We start from the raw sequence: 22,016 nt of genomic DNA on the forward strand, positions 1-22,016 counted from the left end.
CGCGGAGGAGCTTTTCCTCCGGCGTCATCGGGCTTTCGCCCTTCGGCGTGATCTTGCCGCACAGGATGTCGCCCGGCTCGACCTCGGCGCCGATGTAGACGATGCCCGCCTCGTCGAGGTTGCGCAGCGCTTCCTCGCCGACGTTGGGGATGTCGCGGGTGATGTCCTCCGGCCCCAGCTTGGTGTCGCGGGCCATCACCTCGAACTCGTCGATGTGGATCGACGTGAAAACGTCATCCTTCACGATCCGCTCGCTGATGAGGATCGAATCCTCGTAGTTGTAGCCGTTCCAGGGCATGAACGCGACGAGCGCGTTACGGCCCAGCGCCAACTCGCCGAACTCGGTCGACGGGCCGTCGGCGAGCACGTCGCCGGCCTGCACGACGTCGCCCACCTTCACCAGCGGACGCTGGTTGATGCAGGTCGACTGGTTCGAGCGCTGGAACTTCATCAGCGTGTAGATGTCGACACCCGACTTGCCGGCATCGACGTCGCCGGTTGCCCGGATCACGATGCGCGCGGCGTCGACCTGGTCGACGATGCCCGCACGGCGTGCCGAGATCGCCGCACCCGAATCGCGTGCCACGGTCTCTTCCATGCCGGTGCCGACGAACGGCGCCTCGGCACGAACCAGCGGCACCGCCTGGCGCTGCATGTTCGAACCCATCAGCGCCCGGTTCGCGTCATCGTTCTCCAGGAACGGGATCAGCGACGCCGCGACCGACACCAGCTGCTTGGGGCTGACGTCCATCAGGGTCACGTTGTCGGGCAGCGCCATCAGGAACTCGCCCGCCTGCCGCGACGAAACCAGCTCCTCGCTGAAGCCGCCCGCAGTATCGAGCTCGGCCGAAGCCTGCGCGATCGTGTGCTTGGCCTCCTCCATCGCCGACAGATAGACGACGTCGTCGGTGACCTTGTGGTCGACGACCTTGCGGTACGGCGTCTCGATGAAGCCGTACTTGTTGACCCGGCTGAAGCTCGCGAGCGAGTTGATCAGGCCGATGTTCGGGCCTTCCGGCGTTTCGATCGGGCAGATCCGGCCGTAATGCGTCGGGTGAACGTCGCGAACTTCGAAGCCCGCACGCTCACGCGTCAGACCGCCCGGCCCGAGCGCCGACACGCGACGCTTGTGGGTCACTTCGGACAGCGGGTTGGTCTGATCCATGAACTGCGACAGCTGCGACGAGCCGAAGAACTCACGCACCGCAGCGACCGCTGGCTTGGCGTTGATGAGGTCGTTCGGCATCACCGTCGACACGTCGACCGACGACATCCGCTCCTTCACGGCGCGTTCCATGCGGAGCAGGCCGACGCGGTACTGGTTCTCCAGCAGCTCGCCGACCGAGCGCACGCGGCGGTTGCCGAGATTGTCGATGTCGTCGATCTCGCCGCGGCCGTCCTTCAGGCCGACCAGCGTCTTGATCACCGCGAGGATGTCCTCGGTGCGCAGCGTCGTCACCGTGTCCTCGGCATCGAGGTCGAGGCGCATGTTGAGCTTGACGCGGCCGACCGCCGACAGATCGTAGCGATCGGGATCGAAGAACAGGCCCGAGAACAGCGACTCCGCGGTCTCCAGCGTCGGCGGCTCACCGGGGCGCATGACGCGGTAGATGTCGGACAGCGCCTGCTCGCGCTCCTCGGCCTTGTCGGCCTTCAGCGTGTTGCGAATCCACGGACCGGTCGAGACATGGTCGATGTCGAGCAGTTCGATGCGCTCGATCCCCGCCTTGTCGAGCAGTTCGAGGTTCTCGGCGCCGATCTCGTCGCCGGCCTCGACATAGATCTCGCCCGTCGTTTCGTTGATGAGATCATAGGCCGAATAGCGGCCATAGATTTCCTCGGTCGGGATCAGCAGGGTGGTGAGACCGTCCTTCTGCGCCTTGTTGGCGGCACGCGGCGAGATCTTCTGGCTGGCCGCGAACACGACCTCGCCCGACTTCGCGTCGACGATGTCGAACAGCGGCTTCACGCCACGCCAATTCTCGGGCGCGAACGGGATTTCCCAGCCGCCCTGGCCGCGAACATAGGTCACGCGGTTGTAAAAGTGGTTGAGAATGTCCTCGCTGGTCATGCCAAGCGCGTACAGCAGCGCCGTGACCGGCAGCTTGCGCTTACGGTCGATGCGGACGTTGACGATGTCCTTGGCGTCGAACTCGAAGTCGAGCCACGAACCGCGATACGGGATCACGCGCGCGGCGAAGAGGTACTTGCCCGAAGCATGCGTCTTGCCGCGGTCGTGATCGAACAGCACGCCCGGCGACCGGTGCATCTGGCTGACGATGACGCGCTCGGTGCCGTTGATGAAGAAGGTGCCGTTCTCGGTCATGAGCGGCATGTCGCCCATGTAGACGTCCTGCTCCTTGATATCGATGACCGACTTGGCTTCGGTATCCGGATCAACCTCGAACGCGGTCAGGCGCAGGGTGACGCGCATCGGCGCCGCATAGGTGATGCCGCGCTGACGGCATTCCTCGACATCGAACTTCGGCGGCTCGAGGACGTAATCGTCGAAATCGAGATACGCGGTGCCCGCGAAATCCTGGATCGGGAAGACGCTGCGCAGCGTCTTCTCAAGGCCCGACACATGGCCGGTGGACTTGTCGGAGCGCAGGAACTGCTCGTAGCTCTCGCGCTGGACCTCGATTAGGTTCGGCATCTGCACGACTTCGTGGATGTTGCCGAAAACCTTGCGGATGCGGCGCTTCGCGGTGCCGCCTTCGCTGCGGCGCTGCGATGCAGTGCCTTCGTCGATCGCCTTGGTAGCCATGTAGCTTTTGCCTCGTCAGCCGAAAATTGGACGCAGGTAGGGACGCAAAAAAGCCGATCGCAATCGCTGCGTCGGCTTCTGGCGTCCAAGGAACCGGCAGCTTCCCATTCGTACGATGCACTGCGCGACGGCGCATCATGTCCCGAAAGCTGTGGTGAGAGGCTGATATAGTGCGGTGTTGGATCAAGTCAAACCCTTCGCGCGCGCTAACGAGTTCGGAGGGCAGGGCAATTCGCCGACTGCGACGGGCGGTTGGTCGCACCACTGATGGCAGCCGGGCCGCACATCGTAGAGCGACGCGGTTGGCCCGATCGCGTCCGCCCCGTTGCGGCGCTTGTACCAGTTGATCCGGGCACCCAGTTGAGGATGATGGCGATCTCGACTTTCGTATGGCGGTTTGCGGTATCGGCCGCGATCGCGACAGGCGCTACCGTCGGCGCGCAGACGCTGCCTGGGCTAGAGGGCTATAGCCTGCCGCCGGGCCAATCGACCCAGACGCCGACGCCCGCCGCGACTCCTACGCCCGCCCCGACGCCCACACCGACGATTGTTCCGGTGGTGCCGACCCCGGCACCCGCAACGGTCGTTCTGCCAACCGCCGCAGCATCACCCAGCGCCCCAGCCCGCCGAACGCCACCGCCGGTCACGGCATCGCCTAGCGTCGTACCCCGTGCGGACACGCCGACCCCCGCGCCCGCGGCAGCTCCATCGCCGCAACCCACGGCAGAGCCGGCCGCCGGTTCGGCTGTGGAGCCTTCGCCTGTGGCGTCCGCGACGCCCGTCTCGTCCGAACCGGTCGACGCGGGGAGGCGCGACAGCAACGCAATTTGGTGGGCCGGGGGGCTCGCGGCGCTTGCGGTTGCCGCGATTGTCGCGCTCCTGCGAAGGGGTCGGACGTCGCGCTACGAGATCGATGACATCGAAATTTCCGCCGCGGTGGTGCCGCCCACTTCACCGGAACCACCGCTGCCAGCAGAGCCCGTAGCGCGCGCAAGACTGGAGCTGACGCTGCGGCCTACGCGTGCGGGCTTCAACATGCTCAGCGCGACCGTCGAGGCCGAACTCACCGTCGTCAATGTTGGCGACGCTTCGGCCACCGACGTCAGGATCGCGCTCGTCCTGCTCAGCGCGCATGCCGAACAAGGCGCGGAGATCGCGGATCATTTCACCCGGCCGATCGCGCGGCCGGCGGTGCCCGCCTTCGCCCTCGCGCCCGGCGAGACTCGCGTCGCCCGTGTCGTCGTCGCGCTGCCACGCGACTCGATCAGGCCGCTAACCGCGGGCAATCGCCCGATGTTCGTTCCCGTCGTTGCCGCCAACTGCCGCTATTCGACCGACGGCACGAATGGGCAGGCGGTGCAGTCCTTCGTGGTCGGCATCGAGCGCGATGACGCCGCAAAGCTGGCGCCGTTCTGGCTCGATCAGCCCGCAAGGATGTACGACCGCGTGGCCGCGCGACCGAATGCGACCGCGCCGGTGGGATAGCGCAAGAGGCTGGTTCGACTCCTCACTGCGTTGGTTTCGAGCGAAGTCGAGAAACCTGTCGCCGCGTATGACGTAGCAGTTTCTCGACTTCGTTCGAAACGAACGGTGAGTAAGTGTCATCCCAACTGACCGGCTTGCTCCACGCCGCCTTGAAACATCCACAAACGCAAAAAGGGCGACCCCGCAGGGCCGCCCTTTTCGTTGTCAGGATCCGGCTTGCGCCGGAGCAATCTTCGGCAGTGCCGCGATTACTTGAGTTCGACGGTCGCGCCGGCTGCTTCCAGCTGCGCCTTGACCTTCTCGGCCTCTTCCTTGTTGACGCCTTCCTTGACGGCCTTCGGAGCCGACTCGACCAGCGTCTTCGCTTCGGTCAGGCCGAGACCGGTGAGGGCGCGGACTTCCTTGATGACGTTGATCTTCTTGCCACCGTCGCCGGTGAGGATCACGTCGAACTCGGTCTTCTCTTCGACCGCAGGAGCTGCGGCTGCGCCGCCGCCTGCCGGTGCTGCGACCGCTGCGGCCGCCGAAACGCCCCACTTCTCTTCGAGCATCTTCGACAGCTCGGCGGCTTCGAGGACGGTCAGTTCGCTCAGCTGGTCAACCAGCGTGTTCAGGTCTGCCATGTTCATTCTCCGTATGCGGGGCGACGCCCCATCGATGTCAGTTCAAGATCTTCGCGCCTGAAGAGGTTCAGGCGGCTTCCTTCTCGGCATACGCCGACAGGACGCGCGCGAGCTGTGCCGCGGGAGCCTGCGCGATCGTGGCGATCTTCGTGGCGGGTGCCACGATGAGACCGACGATCTTGGCGCGCAGTTCGTCCAGCGACGGCAGCGTGGCGAGTGCCTGCACGCCGGCGACGTCGAGAGCGGTCGCACCCATCGCTCCGCCCACGATTTCGAACTTGTCGTTCGTCTTCGCGAATTCGACCGCTACCTTGGCAGCGGCCACCGGGTCGATCGAGGAGGCAAGGCCCACCGGCCCGGTCAGCATGTCGCCGATCGAGAGGTAGTCGGTGCCGTCCAGGGCGATCTTGGCAAGCTTGTTCTTCGAGACCTTGTAGGTCGCGCCGGCGTCGCGCATCTTTCCACGCAGCGCAGTCGATTGCGCGACGGTGAGGCCGTGGTTGCGGGTGACGACCACCACGCCGACCTCGGAAAAGGTGCGGTTCAGTTCGGCAACGAACTCGGTCTTCTGAGCACGATCCATGCCATTCTCCACGTGTCGGGACCGATCGCGGACGATCGATCCGGTTACAGACCGGTGGAGGAGAAACCCCGCCACCGGGATTGTCCATCGATGGGGAAGGCACGCACCCGCATACGGGTGGCAGGCCGGGCACGCAGGGCGCACGCGGCAAGAAAGCTGTCCCCGTCTCGGTGGGAGATTAAGACCGGCCTATCCCGGTCACCCACTGTCTCGGACGGAAAGCCCGGCTAGCCGGGCGAGTGCGGGCCATTAGCGGGTTCGCTGGCGATGTCAATCGGGGAACGAGAAGGGGCCGGGAGATCGCTCTCCCGGCCCCTCTATCCGCTACCGGTCGACCGCGAGGCTTACGCCCCGACGACCTCGTTGGTGTCGACCTTGATCCCGGCGCCCATCGTCGAGCTGACCGCGATCTTGCGGACATACTTGCCCTTCGCGCCCGACGGCTTGGCCTTCACGACCGCGTCGACCAGCGCGTCGAAGTTGCGACGCAGGTCTTCCTGCGCGAACGACGCCTTGCCAATGCCCGAATGGATAATTCCGGCCTTCTCGACGCGATACTCGACCTGACCGCCCTTGGCCGCCTTCACCGCGTCGGCGACGTTCATCGTCACGGTGCCGAGCTTCGGGTTCGGCATCAGGCCCTTCGGACCCAGCACCTTACCGAGGCGGCCGACGACGCCCATCATGTCCGGCGTCGCAATGCAGCGATCGAAGTCGATCGTGCCACCCTGGATGATCTCCATCAGGTCCTCGGCCCCGACCACGTCGGCGCCAGCGGCGAGGGCTTCCTCGGCCTTCGCACCGCGCGCGAACACGCCGACGCGGACGGTCTTGCCGGTGCCTGCGGGGAGCGTGACGACACCACGGACCATCTGGTCGGCGTGGCGGGGATCGACACCCAGGTTCAGCGCGACCTCGATGGTCTCGTCGAACTTCGACGTCGCGCCCGAACGGGCGAGAGCGATCGCTTCGTCGATCGCGTGCAGCTTCTCACGATCGATCGTGATCGCCTTCTGCTTCTTGCTCAGATTGGCCATGTTCTCAGCCCTCCACTACTTCGAGGCCCATCGCGCGGGCGGAGCCTTCGATGATCTTGGTCGCAGCCTCGATGTCGTTGGCGTTCAGGTCCTTCATCTTCGCTTCGGCAACGCCGGCGAGCGCGGAGCGCTTGATCTGGCCTGCGGAGATCTTGCCGGGCTCCTTCGATCCCGACTTCAGGTTCGCGGCCTTCTTGATCAGGTACGTCGCGGGCGGCGTCTTGGTCTCGAACGAGAAGGAACGATCCGCATAGACGGTGATCACGGTCGGCAGCGGCGTGCCCTTTTCCTGGTCGCCGGTCTGCGCGTTGAACGCCTTGCAGAATTCCATGATGTTGACGCCGCGCTGACCCAGCGCAGGGCCGATCGGGGGCGACGGGTTCGCGGCGCCGGCCGGCACCTGCAGCTTGATATAGCCGGTAATCTTTTTTGCCATGTCTCACTCTTTTCCAAGTTTAGCGGTTCGATCGGACGCGGCTGACCGCATCCTCCCGCATAGAATCCCAACGCTGTGACGATGGAAGCGGCGGCCGATACCGGCAACGCGATGATTTTGCAACCGATGCGATCAGGTGCGGCGGTCCCGACCGTCACTGTTCGCCAGCCCGACCGGGTCGACGGCGTGGACGTTCTGCACCTCGGGATAGGGCATGATCAGCGTGCCGTCGGGCGCCGCGGTCAGCGTCGTCTGAGTCGGGAAGGCAATGTCGATCTTCTCGTCGTTCAGCCGCTTGAGGAGGGCGATGCCGACCGCGGTACGGCCGTCGTAGAAGCGGGCGTAGTCGGCGCCGTCGCTGTCGAACTGCACCTCGAAATCGAGGCTTGAGGCGCCGAACCCGACGAAGCCCGCCCGCACGAAGATCGCGCCATTGGCTTCGACCACCTCCTGGAACATCGCCGGCAGCCGCGCGCAGACATCGGCGGGCGTGTTGTAATTGACCCCGATCGCGAACCGCGCACGACGGTGGTTGCGCAGCGTGTTGTTGAGGATCTCCTTGTCGAGCAGGTTCTTGTTCGAGATGATCCGCTCTTCGCCGTCGATGCCGCGAATGCGGGTCGATTTGAGCCCGATACCCTCGACCGATCCCGATGCGGTGTCGTAGCTGATGTTGTCGCCGCGCCGGAACGGCCGATCGAAGATGATCGCCAGCGCCGCGAACAGGTCCGCGAAGATGCCTTGCGCGGCAAGGCCGATCGCGATGCCGCCGACCCCCAGACCCGCGACTAGACCGGTGACGTTCACCCCGATATTGTCCAGCACCACGATCAACGCGACCGCGAACAGCGCGAAGGTGACGAGGATGCGGATCAGCCCCATCGCACTGCCCAGCGCCTCGCCCGCATAGGCTTCGGACCGGGCGCGATGCTCGACGGCGCCGAGGATGATCTCGCGTGCCCACACCGCGGCCTGGAACACCGCGGCGACGGTAAACAGGAAGTTGATCGTGGTCGCCACCTGCGTCGGTGCGCCCGCGACGTTGAGGACCAGCTTGGCAGCCAGCATGATGATGAAGAAGGTATTGGTCTTGGTGATCGCGCGTCCGAACACCGCGGGCCAGCCGGTGCCGGTCTCGCTGCGCCGCGCCAGTTTCGCACCGAGATTGCGCGCGCCGAACAACGCGAACGAGATGGCGGTCGCAATCGCCGCTGCGATCAACATCTGCAGCCAGTGTGTCTGGATCCAGACCTCGGTCGCCTTGATCAGGTCGGTGACCTGCTGCTGGATGTCGCGGCGTTCGATGATCGGCTGTTTGACGGCGGCGGCAACGGAATTCTTGGACATCAATGCTCTCGTCGAGCGGGCAGGGTGCCCGCGATCAGGTGGCGCGCTGCCTGCCGCGCGTCACCCGCAGGCGGCCTCGGCCGCGGGAGGAGTGCCCTTTTCGAGGAATGCGATCAACCCGCACTCCTCGCGGCTCAGATACCGTTTCGCGCGCGGCAGGCGGAGCGCGGTACGGAAGCTCGATTGTCCCTTTTTCACGAGATCGATGAGCGAAGGGTGAACGTAGCTCTTGCGCGCGATTGCGGCGGTGTTGCCGAGCTTGGCAACCACTGGCTCGAGCAGCGTCTTGAGGCTGAGATCGCGCTCGGCGGACGCCAGCGCCTCGAACGCGGTGACGCTCGCCGCCCAGGTGCGGAAATGCTTGGCGGTGAAATCCTCGCCGGTCGCCTCGCGAATGTAGTTGTTGACGTCCGACGAGGTCACCGGATGCGCCTCGCCCGCATCGTCGAGCCAGGCGAACAGATGTTCCTCGTCGAGGTCCTGCATCTTCTTCACCACGCGTGCGAGAGCCGCGTCTGCGATCTTGACCGACCGTTCCTTGCCCGACTTGCCCTTGAAGCGCAGCTTGAGCGTTGATCCCGATACCTCGCCGTGGCGTGTGCGTAGCGTGGTCGCGCCGAAGCTCTCGTTCGCGTCCGCATAGGCTTCGTTGCCGACGCGGATATGCGTGATGTCGAGCAGCCGCACTACGGCGGCGACCGCGCGGGTCCGCGATAATGATTTCTGCGCGAGATCGCTTTCGACCTTCTTGCGAAGCTTAGGCAGCGCATGCCCGAAATCGGCACATTTCTCGTACTTGGCGGCCTCCTGCGCCTCCCGGAAGCCGAGATGATAGCGGTATTGCTTGCGCCCCTTCTCGTCCCAGCCGACAGCCTGGATATGGCCGTTCGGCTTGGGATTGTACCAGGCGTTTTGATACGCCGGCGGCAATCCGATCGCGCTCAGGCGATCGATCTCCTCACGATCGGTGATCCTGTTGCCCTTGGGGTCCCAATATCCCCAGCCGCCGCGAACCTTCTTGCGGGTGATGCCGGGCTTCGAGTCGTCGGAATAAACAATTTTGCCTGCCACTCGATGCTCCACCGTAACGTCCTCAGAAATGCCCGGCGCAGCGCTTCGTTCCGGAACGGCGGGGCTGGCGGCGGGTTGAGCGCGCACGTGTTCACAGGAGTTTACCATGGCCGATCTTTCGCAAGCCCGCGTGCTGATGCTCGCCACCGACGGGTTCGAGAATGACGAATTGTTCAAGCCGCGACAGGCGCTGATCGATGCTGGAGCGAAGGTGACGCTCGCATCGATCAAGACCGACGCGATCCAGGGTGAGAAGGGCGGCGAGAAGGGCGACACGATCACGCCCGACATCACGCTCGAGGATGTCGATACCGACGACTACGATGCGCTGGTGCTCCCGGGCGGGGTGGCCAATCCCGACACGATGCGCATGCAGGAGCGGGCGATCGAGATCATCAGCGAGTTCATGGAGGACGAAAAGATCGTCGCCGCGATCTGCCACGCGCCGTGGCTGCTGGTCGAGGCCGATGTCGTCGATGGCCGTCAGCTGACCAGTTGGCCGTCGATCCGCACCGATCTTGAAAATGCCGGTGCGGAGGTCGTCGACGAGCAGGTGGTGATCGATCAGAACCTGATCACCAGCCGCAAGCCGGACGACATCCCCGCGTTCAACGAGGCGATCATCAACGCGCTCGTGGAAGAACTCGCAGACGAAGACGCCTGATCGCACGGGCGTTGATCCAGCGTTGCGCGGGTCTCTCCACGAAACGGTAGAGACCCGCGGATGCGGCGAGTACTAGCAACAGATAGAGCGCGATCAGCGGCGGCGCGACCGCCGCGGCGTCGCGGACGAACGCTAGCTTGAACAGCTTCCACAGCAGGAAGTGGCTAAGATAGGTGGCATAGCTGATCTCGCCGAGGCGGTGGAGACCGCGCTCGACGATGCCCGACGTGGCGCGGTGACGGTTGTGCGTGGCGAGCGCGAGCAGCAGCAGCGCCAGTGTGGTAGGAACCACAAGGGTTTCGGCTGCGCCGGCAGCCCATAGCATGAGCAGCAACGCAGCGCCCGCCGCCGGCGTCCAAGTTACGCGTGTCCGCTGCCACAATGCCGCTACGATCGTGCCCGTCATGAACTCGGTCAGGCAGCGCAGAAGCCCGAAGCGCGGGATGTCGGCACCCAGCGTCGGCTGGTCACGCATGACGATGTGGAGCGCGAGTAGCAGCCCGCTCGCAAGCGCCAACAGCGTTGCCGTGCGCATGCGGCGCCAGTCGGTCGACATCACGAACAGCGGGAAGAGCAGATAGGCGGCGAGCTCGCAGCTGATCGACCAAGCCGGGTCGTTCCAATTCAGCTCGGATGTCAGCCCCCAGTTCTGAACGAGGAGCAGATGCAGCGGGAGTTCGGCCGCGGGGAAGGCGGGGTCGGCTCGACCGGTTGCGGCCAGCAGCAGCGCTAGGGCCGCCGCGGCTGCAAGCATGACGGCGTGGAGTGGCCATATCCTAGCGATGCGCTTTTGAAGGAACCGCGCGATCGTGGCCGCACCGCCCTCGCGCAGCCGGTCGTGCCACGCGAGCCAGATGACGAAGCCGGACAGCAGGAAGAAGAAGTCGACCGCCAGGTAGCCCTTGCCGAGCGCGGCAATCAGGGGCGCGGGAAGCCCTGCGATCGACAGCCTGATATGATAAAGCACGACCAGCCACGCCGCGATGCCGCGCGCGCTGGTCAAGCCGCGCAGCTCGCTCATGCGAACCGGAGCCGAGGTGCTCGCATAGGCCGAAAGCTCGCTGCGGCAGCGCGGCGGCCGAGATAAGTGTCGAGCCCGATCTGCGCACCGATCAGCATGTAGACGAAAGGCTGGAACGCGATCGCGATGAACGCGGCGCCGAGCAGATAGACGAGGTGCGCCGATTGCAATGCTCCCGCGAGCGATCCTGCCCAGGCGAAGTCGCCCTCGGGATCGCCATATCGGCGGCGCAGCATTTCCATGCGGACCAGCCCGATCAGATTGATCGTCAGCCATAGCACCAGTCCCGGATAGCCCTGCTCTCCGAGCATCTCGAAATAGGCGCTGTGATAAGCGCGGGCCTTGTCGACCTCGACCCCGTTGCCGCGGTTGCCGCCGGCACCGGCGCCGCCGCCGCTGGTGTCCAGATCGTAGCGGATGCGGTTCTGGCGATATGCTTCGAACCCGCCGCCGAACGGGTGTTCCTTGGCGTAATCCATCGTCCACTGCCAAACCGCCAGTCGCGTGGAGGCTGACTCGTCAGCCTTGTAGGTTTTGATCGTGTTCATCCGGTCGGTGAACGCGGAGGGCAGGAACGGCACCGCGATCACGGCGAGGGTTAAGAGGCTGCCGAGGTAGAGCGCGCGGCGCTTGACGGTGCGGAGCGACAGGATCGCGAGCAGCCCGATGCAGACGAGCCCGGTGCGGGTCGAGGTGCCGATCGGGATCAGCAGGCAGGCGCCAATCAACGCGACGCAGAAGGCCCTCAGCTCCCGGTCGGGCGGGAACACCGTGCCGTATTTCATAAACCACAGGATGAGCGGGATGATCGCGATCGCGACGGTGGAGATCGTGCTGCCCTCGTACAGGCCGCTATTGTTGTCGACCATCAGGTTCAGCGTGCCATAGCCGCCGCCCGAGGCGAGGGTCTTGATGCCGCCGATGATGATGATCGACGACGCGGAAAGGATCATGAACAGCAGCAGCGTCTCGATCCGCAACCGCGTGCGCAGCGTCAGGGGCAGGAACGCGGCGAAGGCGAGCGCCTTCCACACCCAGCCCCATTTCTCCTGCGCCTCGATCGGGAAGTCGGCGACGCTCGTGGTAGTCCAGCAATAGAAGAGCAGTAGCAGGATCAGCGCCTGGCGCGGCGCCACCCGCGCGTTGTGCTTGTCATCGGCGAGCAGCCAGCCGCCCAGCGCCAGCGCCGCCGCGATCATCGAGATCGGCACCGAATTGAGCAGAAGGTAGGTCAGCCGCTGCGGTGAGACGATATCGACATAGACATAGGCGCAGACCAGCAGGAACGGGCGGCGAAGCCCCATGCCGAACAGTGCAGCGAGGAACGCGACGAAGACGAGATCACGCAACGGGCGGTTTCCTGCGCCGGCTGGTCCCATCCTCGCGCTCGCGATCGAGGCGAGGCATCTTCAGCAGGCGCCACGCCGCGAGCAGCATCAGCCCGTGGCTGAGGGCGAGCGCGAAATTGTCGATCATGCCGCTGCCCTCCCGCGCTTGATGACGCTGCCTTAGGGCAGGGCGGTTGACGCGGCGTTAAGTGGCGGCGTGGCAGGGCCGGCCGTCATGCGCATCCTCCATATCCTCGATCACGGATTGCCGCTGCAGAGCGGTTACACCTTCCGCACCCGCGCGATCCTGAAGGCGCAGGAGGCGCTCGGGTGGACCGTCGCTGCGGTCACCGGACCACGGCAGGGGCCCGCTGGCGCCGCGGTGGAGCAGTTCGATGGCATCACCTTCCACCGTACCGACGCCGCGATGCCGCGTGGGCCGATCGGCGAGATCGGCGGGATCGCGGCGTTCGCGCGACGGATCGATGCAGCAGTCGACAGCTTCCAGCCCGACATCCTCCACGCCCATTCGCCGGTACTCGGCGCGATCGCGGCGCTCCGCGTGGCGCGGCGACGCGGGCTGCCGTTGGTGTACGAGATTCGCGCTTTCTGGGAGGATGCTGCGGTGGGGAACGGCACCGGTCGCGAAGGATCGGCGCGGTATCGCGCGACGCGGGCGCTCGAGACCTGGGCGGTGCGACGGGCGGACGCGGTCGCGGTGATCTGCGAGGGCTTGCGCGGCGATCTGGTCGCGCGTGGCATCGCACCCTCCAAGATCATCGTCTCGCCCAACGGCGTCGATCTCACGCTGTTCGGCACGCCGCAGGAGCGAGACGAGGCGCTCGCCCGTTCACTGGGCGTCGATGGCGGCGACGTGATCGGCTTCATCGGCAGCTTCTACGATTATGAAGGGCTCGACGACCTGATCGCGGCGATGCCCGCGATCGTCGCCACGCGTCCTGCGGCGAAGCTGCTGCTTGTGGGGGGCGGTCCGATGGCGGAAATACTGCGCGCGCAGGCCGCCGCGTCGAGCGTGGCGGCGGCGATTCGCTTCGTCGGGCGGGTGCCGCATACCGAGGTGGAGCGCTATTACGGGCTGGTCGACATCCTCGCCTATCCGCGCAAGCGAATGCGGCTGACCGACCTGGTCACGCCACTGAAGCCGCTGGAGGCGATGGCGCAGGGCAAGCTCGTCGCGGCGTCCGACGTCGGCGGCCACCGCGAGCTGATCCGGCACGGTGACACCGGCATCTTGTTCGCGCCGGACGACCCCGCTGCGCTCGCCGCCGCGCTCGTCGCCGGGTTCGCGGATCGCAGCGGCTGGGACGCGCAAAGACGTCGCGCACGCGACTTCGTTGACAAAGATCGTAACTGGTCGTCAAACATTCGTCGTTACGAGCCCGTTTACCAGCGGCTGGTGGGGGCCGCGTCGATGGACGACCAATGGCTGCAATTACCCGTTCGCGTTTGATGCGCTGGATCGCGCCGATTGGCGCATTGCTTGCCTGGGCTGCGGTGACGTCGTCGCTGCTGCTGATGGACTTGTTTGCGTTCGAGGAACTGGTGGTATCCACCGGCCTGTCAACGCTGCTCGCCGCAGCGGAGCCGCCGCTCGGCCGTCTCGCGGTGATCGCGATCGCGGTAGGGGCGGGAGCGGTCGCCGGGCTGGTGGTGTGGTCCGCGCTGTTCCTGTTGTTCGGTCCCGGTGGGCTGTTCAACAAGCTCGCGATCGGCGACGAGGGGCGCCCGGTGATCCGTCACGCCGACGCCCACCCCGATGCGCCGCCGCGCCGGCCGCTGTCCGCGCATGCCGATCTCGGCGCGATACCGGTGCCCGATCCGGGTCCGCCGCCCGCGGTGCGCCCGATCCCTGCCGATCTCGATCAACCGATCGCCGCCTTCCATCCCGCCGCAATTCCCGAAGTGCCGCGCGAGCCGGTTCGCCCGGTGACGCCGCTGGTGCCGCAGCCGCTCGCCGCGGGTGAGTGGATCGAGACGGTCGACCTGACGCCGTCAATGCCGGACGCCCCCGCGCCGAACGACGGCGAATCGGTAAAACCGACCATCGAATCGCTGCTCCAGCGCCTGGAATCCGCCCGACCCCGCCGCCTCCAAACCCGCTGACGAAACCGCTTCGCGCACCCGCACGCCTCTGATACCCCGTCGCAAAGAGCGGGGAGAGAGCATGACGACGATCGCTGCGGCCGACCAGAAGACGTCGCGCTACGCCTGGTACGTGCTGGCGATCCTGTTCCTGGTCTACGTCCTCAACTTCGTCGACCGGCAGGTGATCTCGATCCTCGCCGAAGACATTAAGCGCGACCTGAAGCTGAAGGACGAGGATCTCGGCTTCCTCTACGGCACCGCGTTCGGCGTGTTCTATTCGCTGTTCGGCATCCCGCTCGGCCGGCTTGCGGACAATTGGAACCGAGTGCGGTTGATGACGATCGGTTTGACCCTGTGGTCGACGATGACGGCCTTGTCGGGTCTGTCGCGCACCGGCGGGCATCTGGCTGCGGCGCGGATCGGCGTCGGCATCGGCGAGGCGACCGCGAGCCCGTCGGCCTATTCGCTGATCTCCGATTATTTTCCGAAGCGGCTGCGCGCCACCGCGCTCGCGATCTATTCGGCGGGGCTGTACGTCGGCGGCGGCTGTTCGCTATTCATCGGCGGACTGATCGTGCAGGGCTGGAACAAGGCTTATCCGGGGGGCGGGCCGTTCGGGCTGGTCGGCTGGCAGGCGGCGTTCCTCGCGGTCGGCATTCCAGGACTGCTGGTGGCGATCTGGATCGCGACGCTGAAGGAGCCGATCCGCGGCGCCGTGGAGGGACTCCCCGAACCCGCGAAACACCCGGCACCGTTCCGCGCGTTCCTTGGCGAACTGGTCACGATCCTGCCGCCGCTGACCCTGATCGGTGCCGCGCAGGGCGGCGCCCGCGCGTTCGTCGTCAACCTGATCGGGCTGGCGGTGGTGGTCGCGAGCGTGGCCGGGCTGATCGCGATCGGCGAGCCCTGGCCGCAATGGGTCGCGGTCGGCATTGGGGTCTATGCGGTGTTTTCCTGGGCCAACGCGCTGAAGCGCCGCGACCTTCCGACCTATGCGCTGATCGTCGGCACGCCCGCTTTCCTGTGCACGGTCGTAGCTTACGGCCTCAATGCGTTCGTGAGCTACGCCGCGAGCTTCTGGGCCGCGCCCTATGCGCTCCGTGTCCTTCATGCCTCGCCAGCGGATGCGGGCTTCTTCATCGGATCGACCGGTGCGTTGTCTGGGTTCCTGGGCGTGACGATCGGCGGCATCGTCGCGGACCGGCTGCGGCGCGCCAACCCGGCGGGGCGGCTGATTGTGGTGATCTTCGGCGCTGTCGTGCCGGTGCCCTTCCTGACGCTGGCATTCACCGCCTCGTCGACCCCGATCCTCTACATCGGCCTGTTCATCGCGCAAATGACCGCGAGTTGCGCGCTGGGTGCGGCGGCAGCGACCACGCAGGACATGGTGCTGCCACGGATGCGCGGCACCGCTACCGCCACCTTCTTCATCGGGACGACGCTCATCGGCCTGGCGATGGGCCCGTATCTGGCGGGTCGGGTGTCGACGCTGTCGGGAAGTCTGTCGACGGGCATGCTGTCGCTGCTGCTGAGCGTGCCGATCACGCTGGCGGCTGCGATCGCGGCGTACCGCCTCGTCCCCGCCGCCGAGCGTACCCGCGAGGAGCGGGCACGCGCGGCGGGCGAGATCATTTAGCCAATCAGCTTGCCGCGAGCACGCCGCAGGCGATGCGGCCGCCGCTATTGCCCGATGGATCGGTCTTGAGGTCGTCCGCTGCAGCGTGAACGACCAGAGCCGCGCCGTCCGCGTCGAGCAGCGCCGCCATGGTGCCGCCCGGGATCGTCACGCCCAGCGTGCCGCGGCCGTCGGTGCCGACGATCAGATTGGGCAGATCGCCCTCGTGCGGGCCCTGCGCGTTCATCGCGCCGTGCTTCATCGCGGTCGGGTTCCAATGACCGCCTGCAGTGGTGAAGTCGGGCGCATCGCAACGCCCGGTCATGTGGACGTGGACGCCGTGCGTGCCCGGCGGCATACCTTTCACGTCGACGGTGTAGCGCAAGCCGCCCGCCACGTCGGTCGCGGTCGCACGACCCACGGCAGCGCCGCTCGCATTCGCCAGCATCGCGGTGGCGGTCGCGCCGCCCGCGACGGGGGCGCCGGTCTCCATCCGGTCGCTACAGCCCGCCAGCGCCAGTGCCGTCACGGTGCCCGTCATCGCCAAAAACATCCGCATGCCATTTTCTCCCTTAACCTGCGTCACGAACCCGGTGCTGCCGCCGCGGTTCCGAGAGGCCAGCGCATCACCGGCTCGTAAATCGCGCCATCGCGTCCGAGAATGCTCTCGTACAAAACCAGATGCGGCAGCGCGAAGGGATCGCTGGCGAGCCCTGCTTGCGATGCGAGCCACCGCTCGATCTCGATCTCCGCACCCGCGCCCCTTGGCAGGCGGGCAAGGGTCACGTGCGGCACATAAGCGCGACGTTCGGGTTCCAGTCCGGCGCGAACGCAGGCGTGATCGACCTTTCGGTGGAGTGCGCGAAGGGCGTCATGGGGCGCGAGTGCCGCCCATAAGGTGTCGGTGCGGCCGCGGTGCGCGAAACGATCGACGCCCGCCAGCGAGACAATCGGCGCGTCGGCATGGACGCTCGCCAGCGACGCGGCGACATCCTCCGCAACCGGGCGTTCGACACCGCCGATGAAGCGGAGCGTGACGTGGAGCTGGGCGTCGTCCTGCCACCGCGCAGCGCCGATATCGCCCATCGCGGCGAGCAGGCGTGCACGGATCGGCGGGGGTGGGCGCAGCGCGACGAAAAGGCGGATCATACCCCTTTGTAATGTTCCGTTGCTGGACACGCACGCTCCAAAGGGTTCCGCTTGAATTACCCCGGAAGAACGCCGATATTTGCCCTAACCGGCACTCGGCCGGACGAAGGAGTTATTCACCCAATGGCAAACTGGTCTGACCCCCGCCCGAACGCTTCGCCGTTCCAGGCACGGTCCGCCGATGCGACGCGCGACGTCGCGTTCGACGCGGGCCTGCGGTCGTACATGCTGTCGGTCTACAATTACATGACTTCCGGCGTGCTGCTGACCGGCATCGTCGCTCTCGCTTTCGCTTGGGGTGGCGCGACGTCGCCCGCGGCGCAGGTGTTCATGGGCGGCGGTATCCTCAAGTACATCCTGATGTTCTCGCCACTGGCGATCGTCTTCGCGATGAGCTTCGGCCAGTCGCGGATGAGCACGTCGACGATGCAGATCCTGTTCTGGGCGTTCGCCGTCCTGATGGGCCTGTCGCTGTCGACGATCTTCCTGGTCTATAGCGGCATTTCGATCGCCGGTGCGTTCTTCGCGACCGCTTCGGGCTTCGCGGCGCTGAGCCTGTACGGCTACACGACCAAGAAGGACCTGTCGGCGCTCGGCACGTTCCTGATCATCGGCCTGGTCGGCTTGATCGTCGCCAGCCTGATCAACATGTTCCTGCAGTCGGGCCCGCTGGGCCTGGTGATCAGCGCGGTCGGCGTGCTGCTGTTTGCGGGTCTCACCGCCTACGACACGCAGAAGACGAAGAGCCTGTACTTCCAGGTCGCCGGCACCGACATGGTCGGCAAGGCGGTGGTGATGTCCGCGCTGACGCTGTACCTCGACTTCATCAACATGTTCTTGTTCGTGCTTCGCCTGTTCGGCGGCAACCGCGACTAAGCGTCGCATAGACGACCATCCACAAGGGGCTCGGCGATCGGTTCGCCGGGCCCTTTTTCGTGCTTCCCCGCCTAGCAAGGAAACCTGATGCGGCTCTCGATCGAGGTAGATCTCGAATATCATTTCGCGGAAGCATCGGACGTGCTGCTGCAGATCGAGGCAGCGCTGATGCCCGACCAACGCGTCTTGAGCGAGTCGCTCAGCGTTTTCAGCAACTCGCCGATCCGCGCCGTGATCGGGGAGGACGGGATCGGGCAGCGCTGCCTCGGGCGGGGCGAGGGGGCGTGGCATGCCGAGTATCGCGCGACCGTCCAGATCGATCGCCCGACGATCGCGCTCGACGGCCTCGCCGCGACCGAGGTGCGCGATCTCGACGGCCACCTGATCCCGTATCTGCTGCCGAGCCGTTACTGCCAATCGGATCGGTTCGAGGGTTTCGTCCACCGCGAGTTCGGCGGCGTCACCGGCGGTGCTCTCGCGGTCGCACTCGTGGAATGGGTCGCCGGCTCCCTTGACTATGTGAGCAACGCGAGTTCGGGCGAGACCACCGCGCTCGATACCTTCGCCAGTCGATCGGGGGTTTGTCGAGACTATGCCCACCTGCTGGTGGCGTTGGCCCGTGCCGGCGGGATCCCGGCGCGATGCGTCTCGGCCTATGCACCGGGCGTCGATCCGCCCGATTTCCATGCCGTCGCCGATTTGTGGCTCGACCGTGGGTGGCATCTGGTGGACGCGACGCGAATGGCCGATTGTCGCGACATCGCGCGAGTCTGCGTCGGCCGCGATGCCACGGACATCGCGTTCATGACCGCGTTCGGCAGGACCGAGATGCGGCGTCAGTCGGTGCGTGTGGTCACGGTCTAGACCGGAACGGATCGGACGCACCGACCGTTTCAGACACGTACCGGAAACAAGCCCGCGAGCGGGCGAACACGGATAGGATCGAACACATGACCGATATCGACCAGCGCGCGCTCGACAGCCTTTCGGTCGCACCCGGCCGCGACGATGCGGGGCAGGACAAGTCGATCGCCCGCCGCTTGCAGAAGAACCCCGACAGCAAGGATGCGCGGCTGGACAATGCTCTCGACGAGTCGATGGACGCTAGCGATCCGCCCGCCTCGACCCAGCCGTCGGCAAACGAGCCTGCGCCGTCGTCGGGCTTCGACGAGGAAGCCGAGCGCAAGCTGCGCGGCAGGGAGTGATGCGACGGGGCTGATCGTTTATCGGCCCTCGCATTTTCTACCCTCCACCTAGCGTGGCTCGCGAGCGGATCTGCTCTCCCCTCCCCTCCCATTAAGGTGAGGAGCTGGGGGAGGGGCCTATCCGCGAATGGCACGCTTGCGGCACTGCCCCACCCCAACCCAGTGCCGGGTCGGTCAGGCCCCCGGCCTGACCTGAACCGCGCGGGGCGCGGCTCACCCGCCGCTCCTGAAGGGGAGGGGCTACGGCGTATCAACTTGGTCGCGCACGACTCTACGTTGGCACCCGCCTCTGTTGCCGCAAATCCTCACGTCAGGCTGATAGCGGCCCTCACCGCTCGGTTCGTCGCAAGCCATGTTGCGGCGCAACAGCTTTCATGATGCCATCTGAATATCGGACGACGAGGCGGTAAGCGTTGCGTTAACCACCTTGCCATATAGTCGGCCGGTATCACTGGCGGGGCGGGGTGACGGATATGGGTTCGAGAATGAAGCCGGCCGAAGGCGCGATGACACTGGCCGAGATGAAGGAGTTCGCCGGGTTCCCGGCTGCCACGCAGCGCTACATCCGGCGATCGCTCGATGTCGGCCTCGACCGCGACGATGCGATGGCGCGCTGGTCGCGCGATGTCGTGGAATCCGCCAGCATCCGGGCGCAGGCCCGGATCTATCGCAACCTGCCCGAGCTACGCGAGATGGTGCCCGACGATGCCGATCTACAGGCGGTCGAGCCGTTCCTGGCGCCGCTGGTGACGTTGGTCGCGTTCGATCTGGGGCAGGGCCGGCTGACCAGCTTCTCCGCGTTCCGTTTCCTCTACGAACGCCTGATCGGCGCCGAGGTCCGGCCGTGGTTGCCGAGCGCGTTCTGCGCCGCCGCCGCGCTCCCGCACCTGCATCCGGAATTGCGGCGCAAGCTGCTCCAGTCGATCAGCGAAGCCGCGGCGACCGCGTCGGGCTGGTCGAACCGGCAGCCCGCCTTCTTCCCGCATTGGGTCGAAAAGGTCGACACCGGGTCGGCGACGCTGTCCAACTGACGAGGATCAGCGGCACGCCCGCCATCCGAGCGTGCCGCGGTTCGCCTGGTCGAGGTGCAGGTGATCGCGATGCGCGGCGTTGTAGTCGGGTGACAAGGTCGTCGCGAACAGCGTGCAGGCTCCGTCGCGAACCTCGCGCAGGAACGCCGATCGCGCAGCCGTGTCGCGCCAGTCGCCGACCACGGTGATCCGGGTGCCGTCGGCCAGGCGGAAGCCGGCTACATCGATCGCGTCGGCGGTAGCGTGTTCGCTCCATGTGCCCGAGTCGCGACCGTAGATCCGGCGGCAGTTGAAGCTGCCGAAATGATCGATCCTCGTGACGCGTTTGCCGAAGTGACGCTGCGCCGCGGGCTGGACGACGTTCCATTCCCACATCGCCAGCGCCGCCGCGACAGGGCAGGCGATCCCCAATGCCGCGGGCGCGAAGCCGATCCGCCGTGCGCCGCCCGCGGTGAAGCGCACCCCGTCGGCATAGCCGCAATGCGCGCCCTCCCGGCGCACGGGCAGCGTCGTGTAGCGCACCCCGGCACGATCGAGCAGCGCCCGGCATTGCCCGAAGTCGCTGCCGAGTGCCGCGAGCTTCCTGCCGGTGGACAGGCCGATCGGCTCGCCGAGATCGAGCGGCGTCCAGGGCAGGTCCTGCGGCCGACCGCTCATCATCGCCCAGATCAGGAACAGCGCGGCGGCTAAGGCGATGATCGCCACCAGCCAGCCGATCACGCGGCGCAGCGCCCGCATCAGCCGCGCATCGCGCTCGTCATGCGTTCCGCGGTAACCGGATAGCCGAGATCGTCGGGGATGCAGAGGAAAGCGCCCTCCGCCCGCTCTTCGACGAAGGGCGTGATCGTGCGGATCGGGTGCGCGGCGGCGTCGGCTGTGGCTTCGTGGAAGCTGGCATAGCAGGCCAGGCGTTCGAGGTTGCGGCGCGTCGGGAAGATGATCGTCGCGCGTCCGGCATCCGCATCGGCAAGCACCTGCGCCGCGGTGGCCCAGAACAGGCGGACATTCTCGGTGCCGTCGACCACCGCACCCGGCGCGTCGTTCGGCAGTTTGGCGAGGTAAAAGCGCGTGTCGAAGATCCGCATCTGCGCGTGCGCGGGCCGCCAGCGCGCGAAGTAGTGCAGCGCATCCAGGTCGAGCGACGTTCCCGCCGTCGCAAGAACCTCCCCGAAGCTCGTGCCGGCATGAAGACCCGCCCGCATCGCCGCCAACGACGGGGCATCAGGGATAGGCCGCAGCCCGATCGGCAGCCCGGCCTCCTCGATCGTCTCGCGGATCGCCGCGATCCGCGCCGCGCCGTCGTCATCCGTGCCCAGGGCCGCCGCGAGCGCATGGTCGCCCGGATCGATCCGCCCGCCCGGGAACACCAGCGCACCGCCCGCGAAGGCCATCGCCTTGGCGCGTTCGACCATCAGCAACTCGGGCGCGCCAAGACCGTCGCGAAAGATCACGAGCGTCGCTGCGGGTAGGGGTTCCGACGTCATCGGCGCGCTCTTTTCGGAAGTCGGGCCGGTAGGTCGGCGCTATCCAAGCGGTGGCAGATCGGTCGAACCGCGAACAGCGCTAATCGCCGCTGGCAGGCGATCCGGGGCGGTGGTGGAGCTGAGCGGAATCGAACCGCTGGCCTCTGCAGTGCGATTGCAGCGCTCTCCCATCTGAGCTACAGCCCCGC

General features: G+C 66.3%; 24 protein-coding genes and 1 tRNA gene. 9 read left to right on the forward strand and 16 right to left on the reverse strand.

Annotated elements, in window-relative coordinates; translation table 11 throughout:
• Together rpoB and ACFE77_RS12820 are read right to left on the reverse strand one after the other, a co-directional pair.
• Positions 1–2,767 (reverse strand): DNA-directed RNA polymerase subunit beta (gene rpoB / locus ACFE77_RS12815; protein ID WP_375422034.1); only part of this gene is annotated, 2,767 nt, incomplete at its 3' end.
• Positions 2,768–3,231: 464 nt separating this feature from the next.
• On the reverse strand, positions 3,232–3,588 hold the full coding sequence (locus ACFE77_RS12820; RefSeq protein WP_375422035.1) for a hypothetical protein: 357 nt from the start codon (positions 3,586–3,588) through the stop codon (positions 3,232–3,234).
• Between the two features lie 214 nt (positions 3,589–3,802).
• On the opposite strand from ACFE77_RS12820, the gene ACFE77_RS12825 reads away from it, so the two are divergent.
• The gene (locus ACFE77_RS12825) at positions 3,803–4,252 is read left to right on the forward strand and encodes a hypothetical protein (protein WP_375422036.1); all 450 of its coding nucleotides are present in this window, start codon (positions 3,803–3,805) and stop codon (positions 4,250–4,252) included.
• A gap of 248 nt (positions 4,253–4,500) precedes the next feature.
• On the opposite strand, the gene rplL is transcribed toward ACFE77_RS12825, so the two are convergent.
• The 6 genes from rplL to ACFE77_RS12855 form a co-directional block, all read right to left on the reverse strand.
• Entirely contained in the window at positions 4,501–4,875 is a 375-nt protein-coding gene (gene rplL / locus ACFE77_RS12830; protein ID WP_375422037.1) for a 50S ribosomal protein L7/L12, read from the reverse strand.
• 67 nt (positions 4,876–4,942) lie between these two features.
• Positions 4,943–5,458 (reverse strand): 50S ribosomal protein L10, encoded by a 516-nt coding sequence (gene rplJ / locus ACFE77_RS12835; RefSeq protein ID WP_375422038.1) that lies wholly within the window; start codon positions 5,456–5,458, stop codon positions 4,943–4,945.
• A gap of 344 nt (positions 5,459–5,802) precedes the next feature.
• Entirely contained in the window at positions 5,803–6,495 is a 693-nt protein-coding gene (gene rplA, locus ACFE77_RS12840) for a 50S ribosomal protein L1 (RefSeq protein WP_375422039.1), read from the reverse strand.
• A 4-nt stretch (positions 6,496–6,499) separates the two neighbouring features.
• Positions 6,500–6,931, reverse strand: a complete 432-nt coding sequence (gene rplK / locus ACFE77_RS12845) for a 50S ribosomal protein L11 (RefSeq protein WP_375422040.1) — start codon at positions 6,929–6,931, stop codon at positions 6,500–6,502.
• Positions 6,932–7,063: 132 nt separating this feature from the next.
• Positions 7,064–8,278: a mechanosensitive ion channel family protein gene (locus ACFE77_RS12850; protein ID WP_375422041.1), complete on the reverse strand. Its 1,215-nt coding sequence runs from the start codon at positions 8,276–8,278 to the stop codon at positions 7,064–7,066.
• Positions 8,279–8,338: 60 nt separating this feature from the next.
• The gene (locus ACFE77_RS12855; protein ID WP_375422042.1) at positions 8,339–9,349 is read right to left on the reverse strand and encodes a DNA topoisomerase IB; all 1,011 of its coding nucleotides are present in this window, start codon (positions 9,347–9,349) and stop codon (positions 8,339–8,341) included.
• Between the two features lie 106 nt (positions 9,350–9,455).
• On the opposite strand from ACFE77_RS12855, the gene ACFE77_RS12860 reads away from it, so the two are divergent.
• On the forward strand, positions 9,456–10,013 hold the full coding sequence (locus ACFE77_RS12860; RefSeq protein WP_375422043.1) for a type 1 glutamine amidotransferase domain-containing protein: 558 nt from the start codon (positions 9,456–9,458) through the stop codon (positions 10,011–10,013).
• Here ACFE77_RS12860 and ACFE77_RS12865 read toward each other — a convergent pair.
• Genes ACFE77_RS12865 through ACFE77_RS12875 form a run of 3 tightly spaced genes read right to left on the reverse strand, consistent with a single transcriptional unit; the run spans position 9,973 to position 12,510 of the window.
• The gene (locus ACFE77_RS12865) at positions 9,973–11,034 is read right to left on the reverse strand and encodes an acyltransferase family protein (protein ID WP_375422044.1); all 1,062 of its coding nucleotides are present in this window, start codon (positions 11,032–11,034) and stop codon (positions 9,973–9,975) included. The two genes, ACFE77_RS12860 and ACFE77_RS12865, sit on opposite strands and share 41 nt — an antisense overlap.
• A complete protein-coding gene (locus tag ACFE77_RS12870; RefSeq protein ID WP_375422045.1) occupies positions 11,031–12,383 on the reverse strand; it encodes a putative O-glycosylation ligase, exosortase A system-associated in 1,353 nt (450 codons plus the stop codon). Before ACFE77_RS12870 ends, ACFE77_RS12865 begins: the two co-directional genes overlap by 4 nt.
• On the reverse strand, positions 12,376–12,510 hold the full coding sequence (locus ACFE77_RS12875) for a hypothetical protein (RefSeq protein WP_375422046.1): 135 nt from the start codon (positions 12,508–12,510) through the stop codon (positions 12,376–12,378). Before ACFE77_RS12875 ends, ACFE77_RS12870 begins: the two co-directional genes overlap by 8 nt.
• Positions 12,511–12,597: 87 nt before the next feature.
• Between ACFE77_RS12875 and ACFE77_RS12880 the strand changes: the two genes are divergently transcribed.
• From ACFE77_RS12880 to ACFE77_RS12890, 3 genes are all read left to right on the forward strand, one after another.
• Positions 12,598–13,833, forward strand: coding sequence for a TIGR04063 family PEP-CTERM/XrtA system glycosyltransferase (locus tag ACFE77_RS12880; protein WP_375422047.1), 1,236 nt, complete (start codon positions 12,598–12,600; stop codon positions 13,831–13,833).
• A complete protein-coding gene (locus tag ACFE77_RS12885; protein WP_375422048.1) occupies positions 13,806–14,486 on the forward strand; it encodes a hypothetical protein in 681 nt (226 codons plus the stop codon). The genes ACFE77_RS12880 and ACFE77_RS12885 overlap by 28 nt, the downstream gene beginning before the upstream one ends.
• 61 nt (positions 14,487–14,547) lie before the next feature.
• Entirely contained in the window at positions 14,548–16,104 is a 1,557-nt protein-coding gene (locus tag ACFE77_RS12890; protein ID WP_375422049.1) for a spinster family MFS transporter, read from the forward strand.
• 4 nt (positions 16,105–16,108) lie between these two features.
• Here ACFE77_RS12890 and ACFE77_RS12895 read toward each other — a convergent pair whose 3' ends face one another.
• The gene (locus tag ACFE77_RS12895) at positions 16,109–16,624 is read right to left on the reverse strand and encodes a superoxide dismutase family protein (RefSeq protein WP_375422057.1); all 516 of its coding nucleotides are present in this window, start codon (positions 16,622–16,624) and stop codon (positions 16,109–16,111) included.
• A 41-nt stretch (positions 16,625–16,665) separates the two neighbouring features.
• Entirely contained in the window at positions 16,666–17,232 is a 567-nt protein-coding gene (gene thpR, locus ACFE77_RS12900; RefSeq protein ID WP_375422050.1) for an RNA 2',3'-cyclic phosphodiesterase, read from the reverse strand.
• Positions 17,233–17,355: 123 nt separating this feature from the next.
• On the opposite strand from thpR, the gene ACFE77_RS12905 reads away from it, so the two are divergent.
• The 4 genes from ACFE77_RS12905 to ACFE77_RS12920 all read left to right on the forward strand — a co-directional run bounded on the left by ACFE77_RS12905 (position 17,356) and on the right by ACFE77_RS12920 (position 20,344).
• Positions 17,356–18,108, forward strand: a complete 753-nt coding sequence (locus ACFE77_RS12905; RefSeq protein ID WP_375422051.1) for a Bax inhibitor-1 family protein — start codon at positions 17,356–17,358, stop codon at positions 18,106–18,108.
• 87 nt (positions 18,109–18,195) lie between these two features.
• Positions 18,196–18,972 (forward strand): transglutaminase family protein, encoded by a 777-nt coding sequence (locus tag ACFE77_RS12910; protein ID WP_375422052.1) that lies wholly within the window; start codon positions 18,196–18,198, stop codon positions 18,970–18,972.
• Positions 18,973–19,058: 86 nt separating this feature from the next.
• Entirely contained in the window at positions 19,059–19,313 is a 255-nt protein-coding gene (locus tag ACFE77_RS12915) for a hypothetical protein (RefSeq protein ID WP_375422053.1), read from the forward strand.
• Between the two features lie 473 nt (positions 19,314–19,786).
• Positions 19,787–20,344 carry a hypothetical protein gene (locus tag ACFE77_RS12920; protein WP_375422054.1) on the forward strand — a complete coding sequence of 186 codons (558 nt, stop codon included), beginning with the start codon at positions 19,787–19,789 and terminating at the stop codon, positions 20,342–20,344.
• Between the two features lie 6 nt (positions 20,345–20,350).
• On the opposite strand, the gene ACFE77_RS12925 is transcribed toward ACFE77_RS12920, so the two are convergent.
• The 3 genes from ACFE77_RS12925 to ACFE77_RS12935 form a co-directional block, all read right to left on the reverse strand.
• Positions 20,351–21,082, reverse strand: coding sequence for an extensin family protein (locus tag ACFE77_RS12925; RefSeq protein WP_375422055.1), 732 nt, complete (start codon positions 21,080–21,082; stop codon positions 20,351–20,353).
• Positions 21,082–21,828, reverse strand: coding sequence for an NUDIX hydrolase (locus ACFE77_RS12930; RefSeq protein ID WP_375422056.1), 747 nt, complete (start codon positions 21,826–21,828; stop codon positions 21,082–21,084). The genes ACFE77_RS12925 and ACFE77_RS12930 overlap by 1 nt, the downstream gene beginning before the upstream one ends.
• Before the next feature lie 110 nt (positions 21,829–21,938).
• Positions 21,939–22,014 (reverse strand) — tRNA-Ala (locus ACFE77_RS12935).
• Between the last annotated feature and the right edge of the window lie 2 nt (positions 22,015–22,016).

The sequence above is a fragment of the uncultured Sphingomonas sp. genome, assembly GCF_964243315.1.
Taxonomy (GTDB): Bacteria; Pseudomonadota; Alphaproteobacteria; order Sphingomonadales; family Sphingomonadaceae; genus Sphingomonas.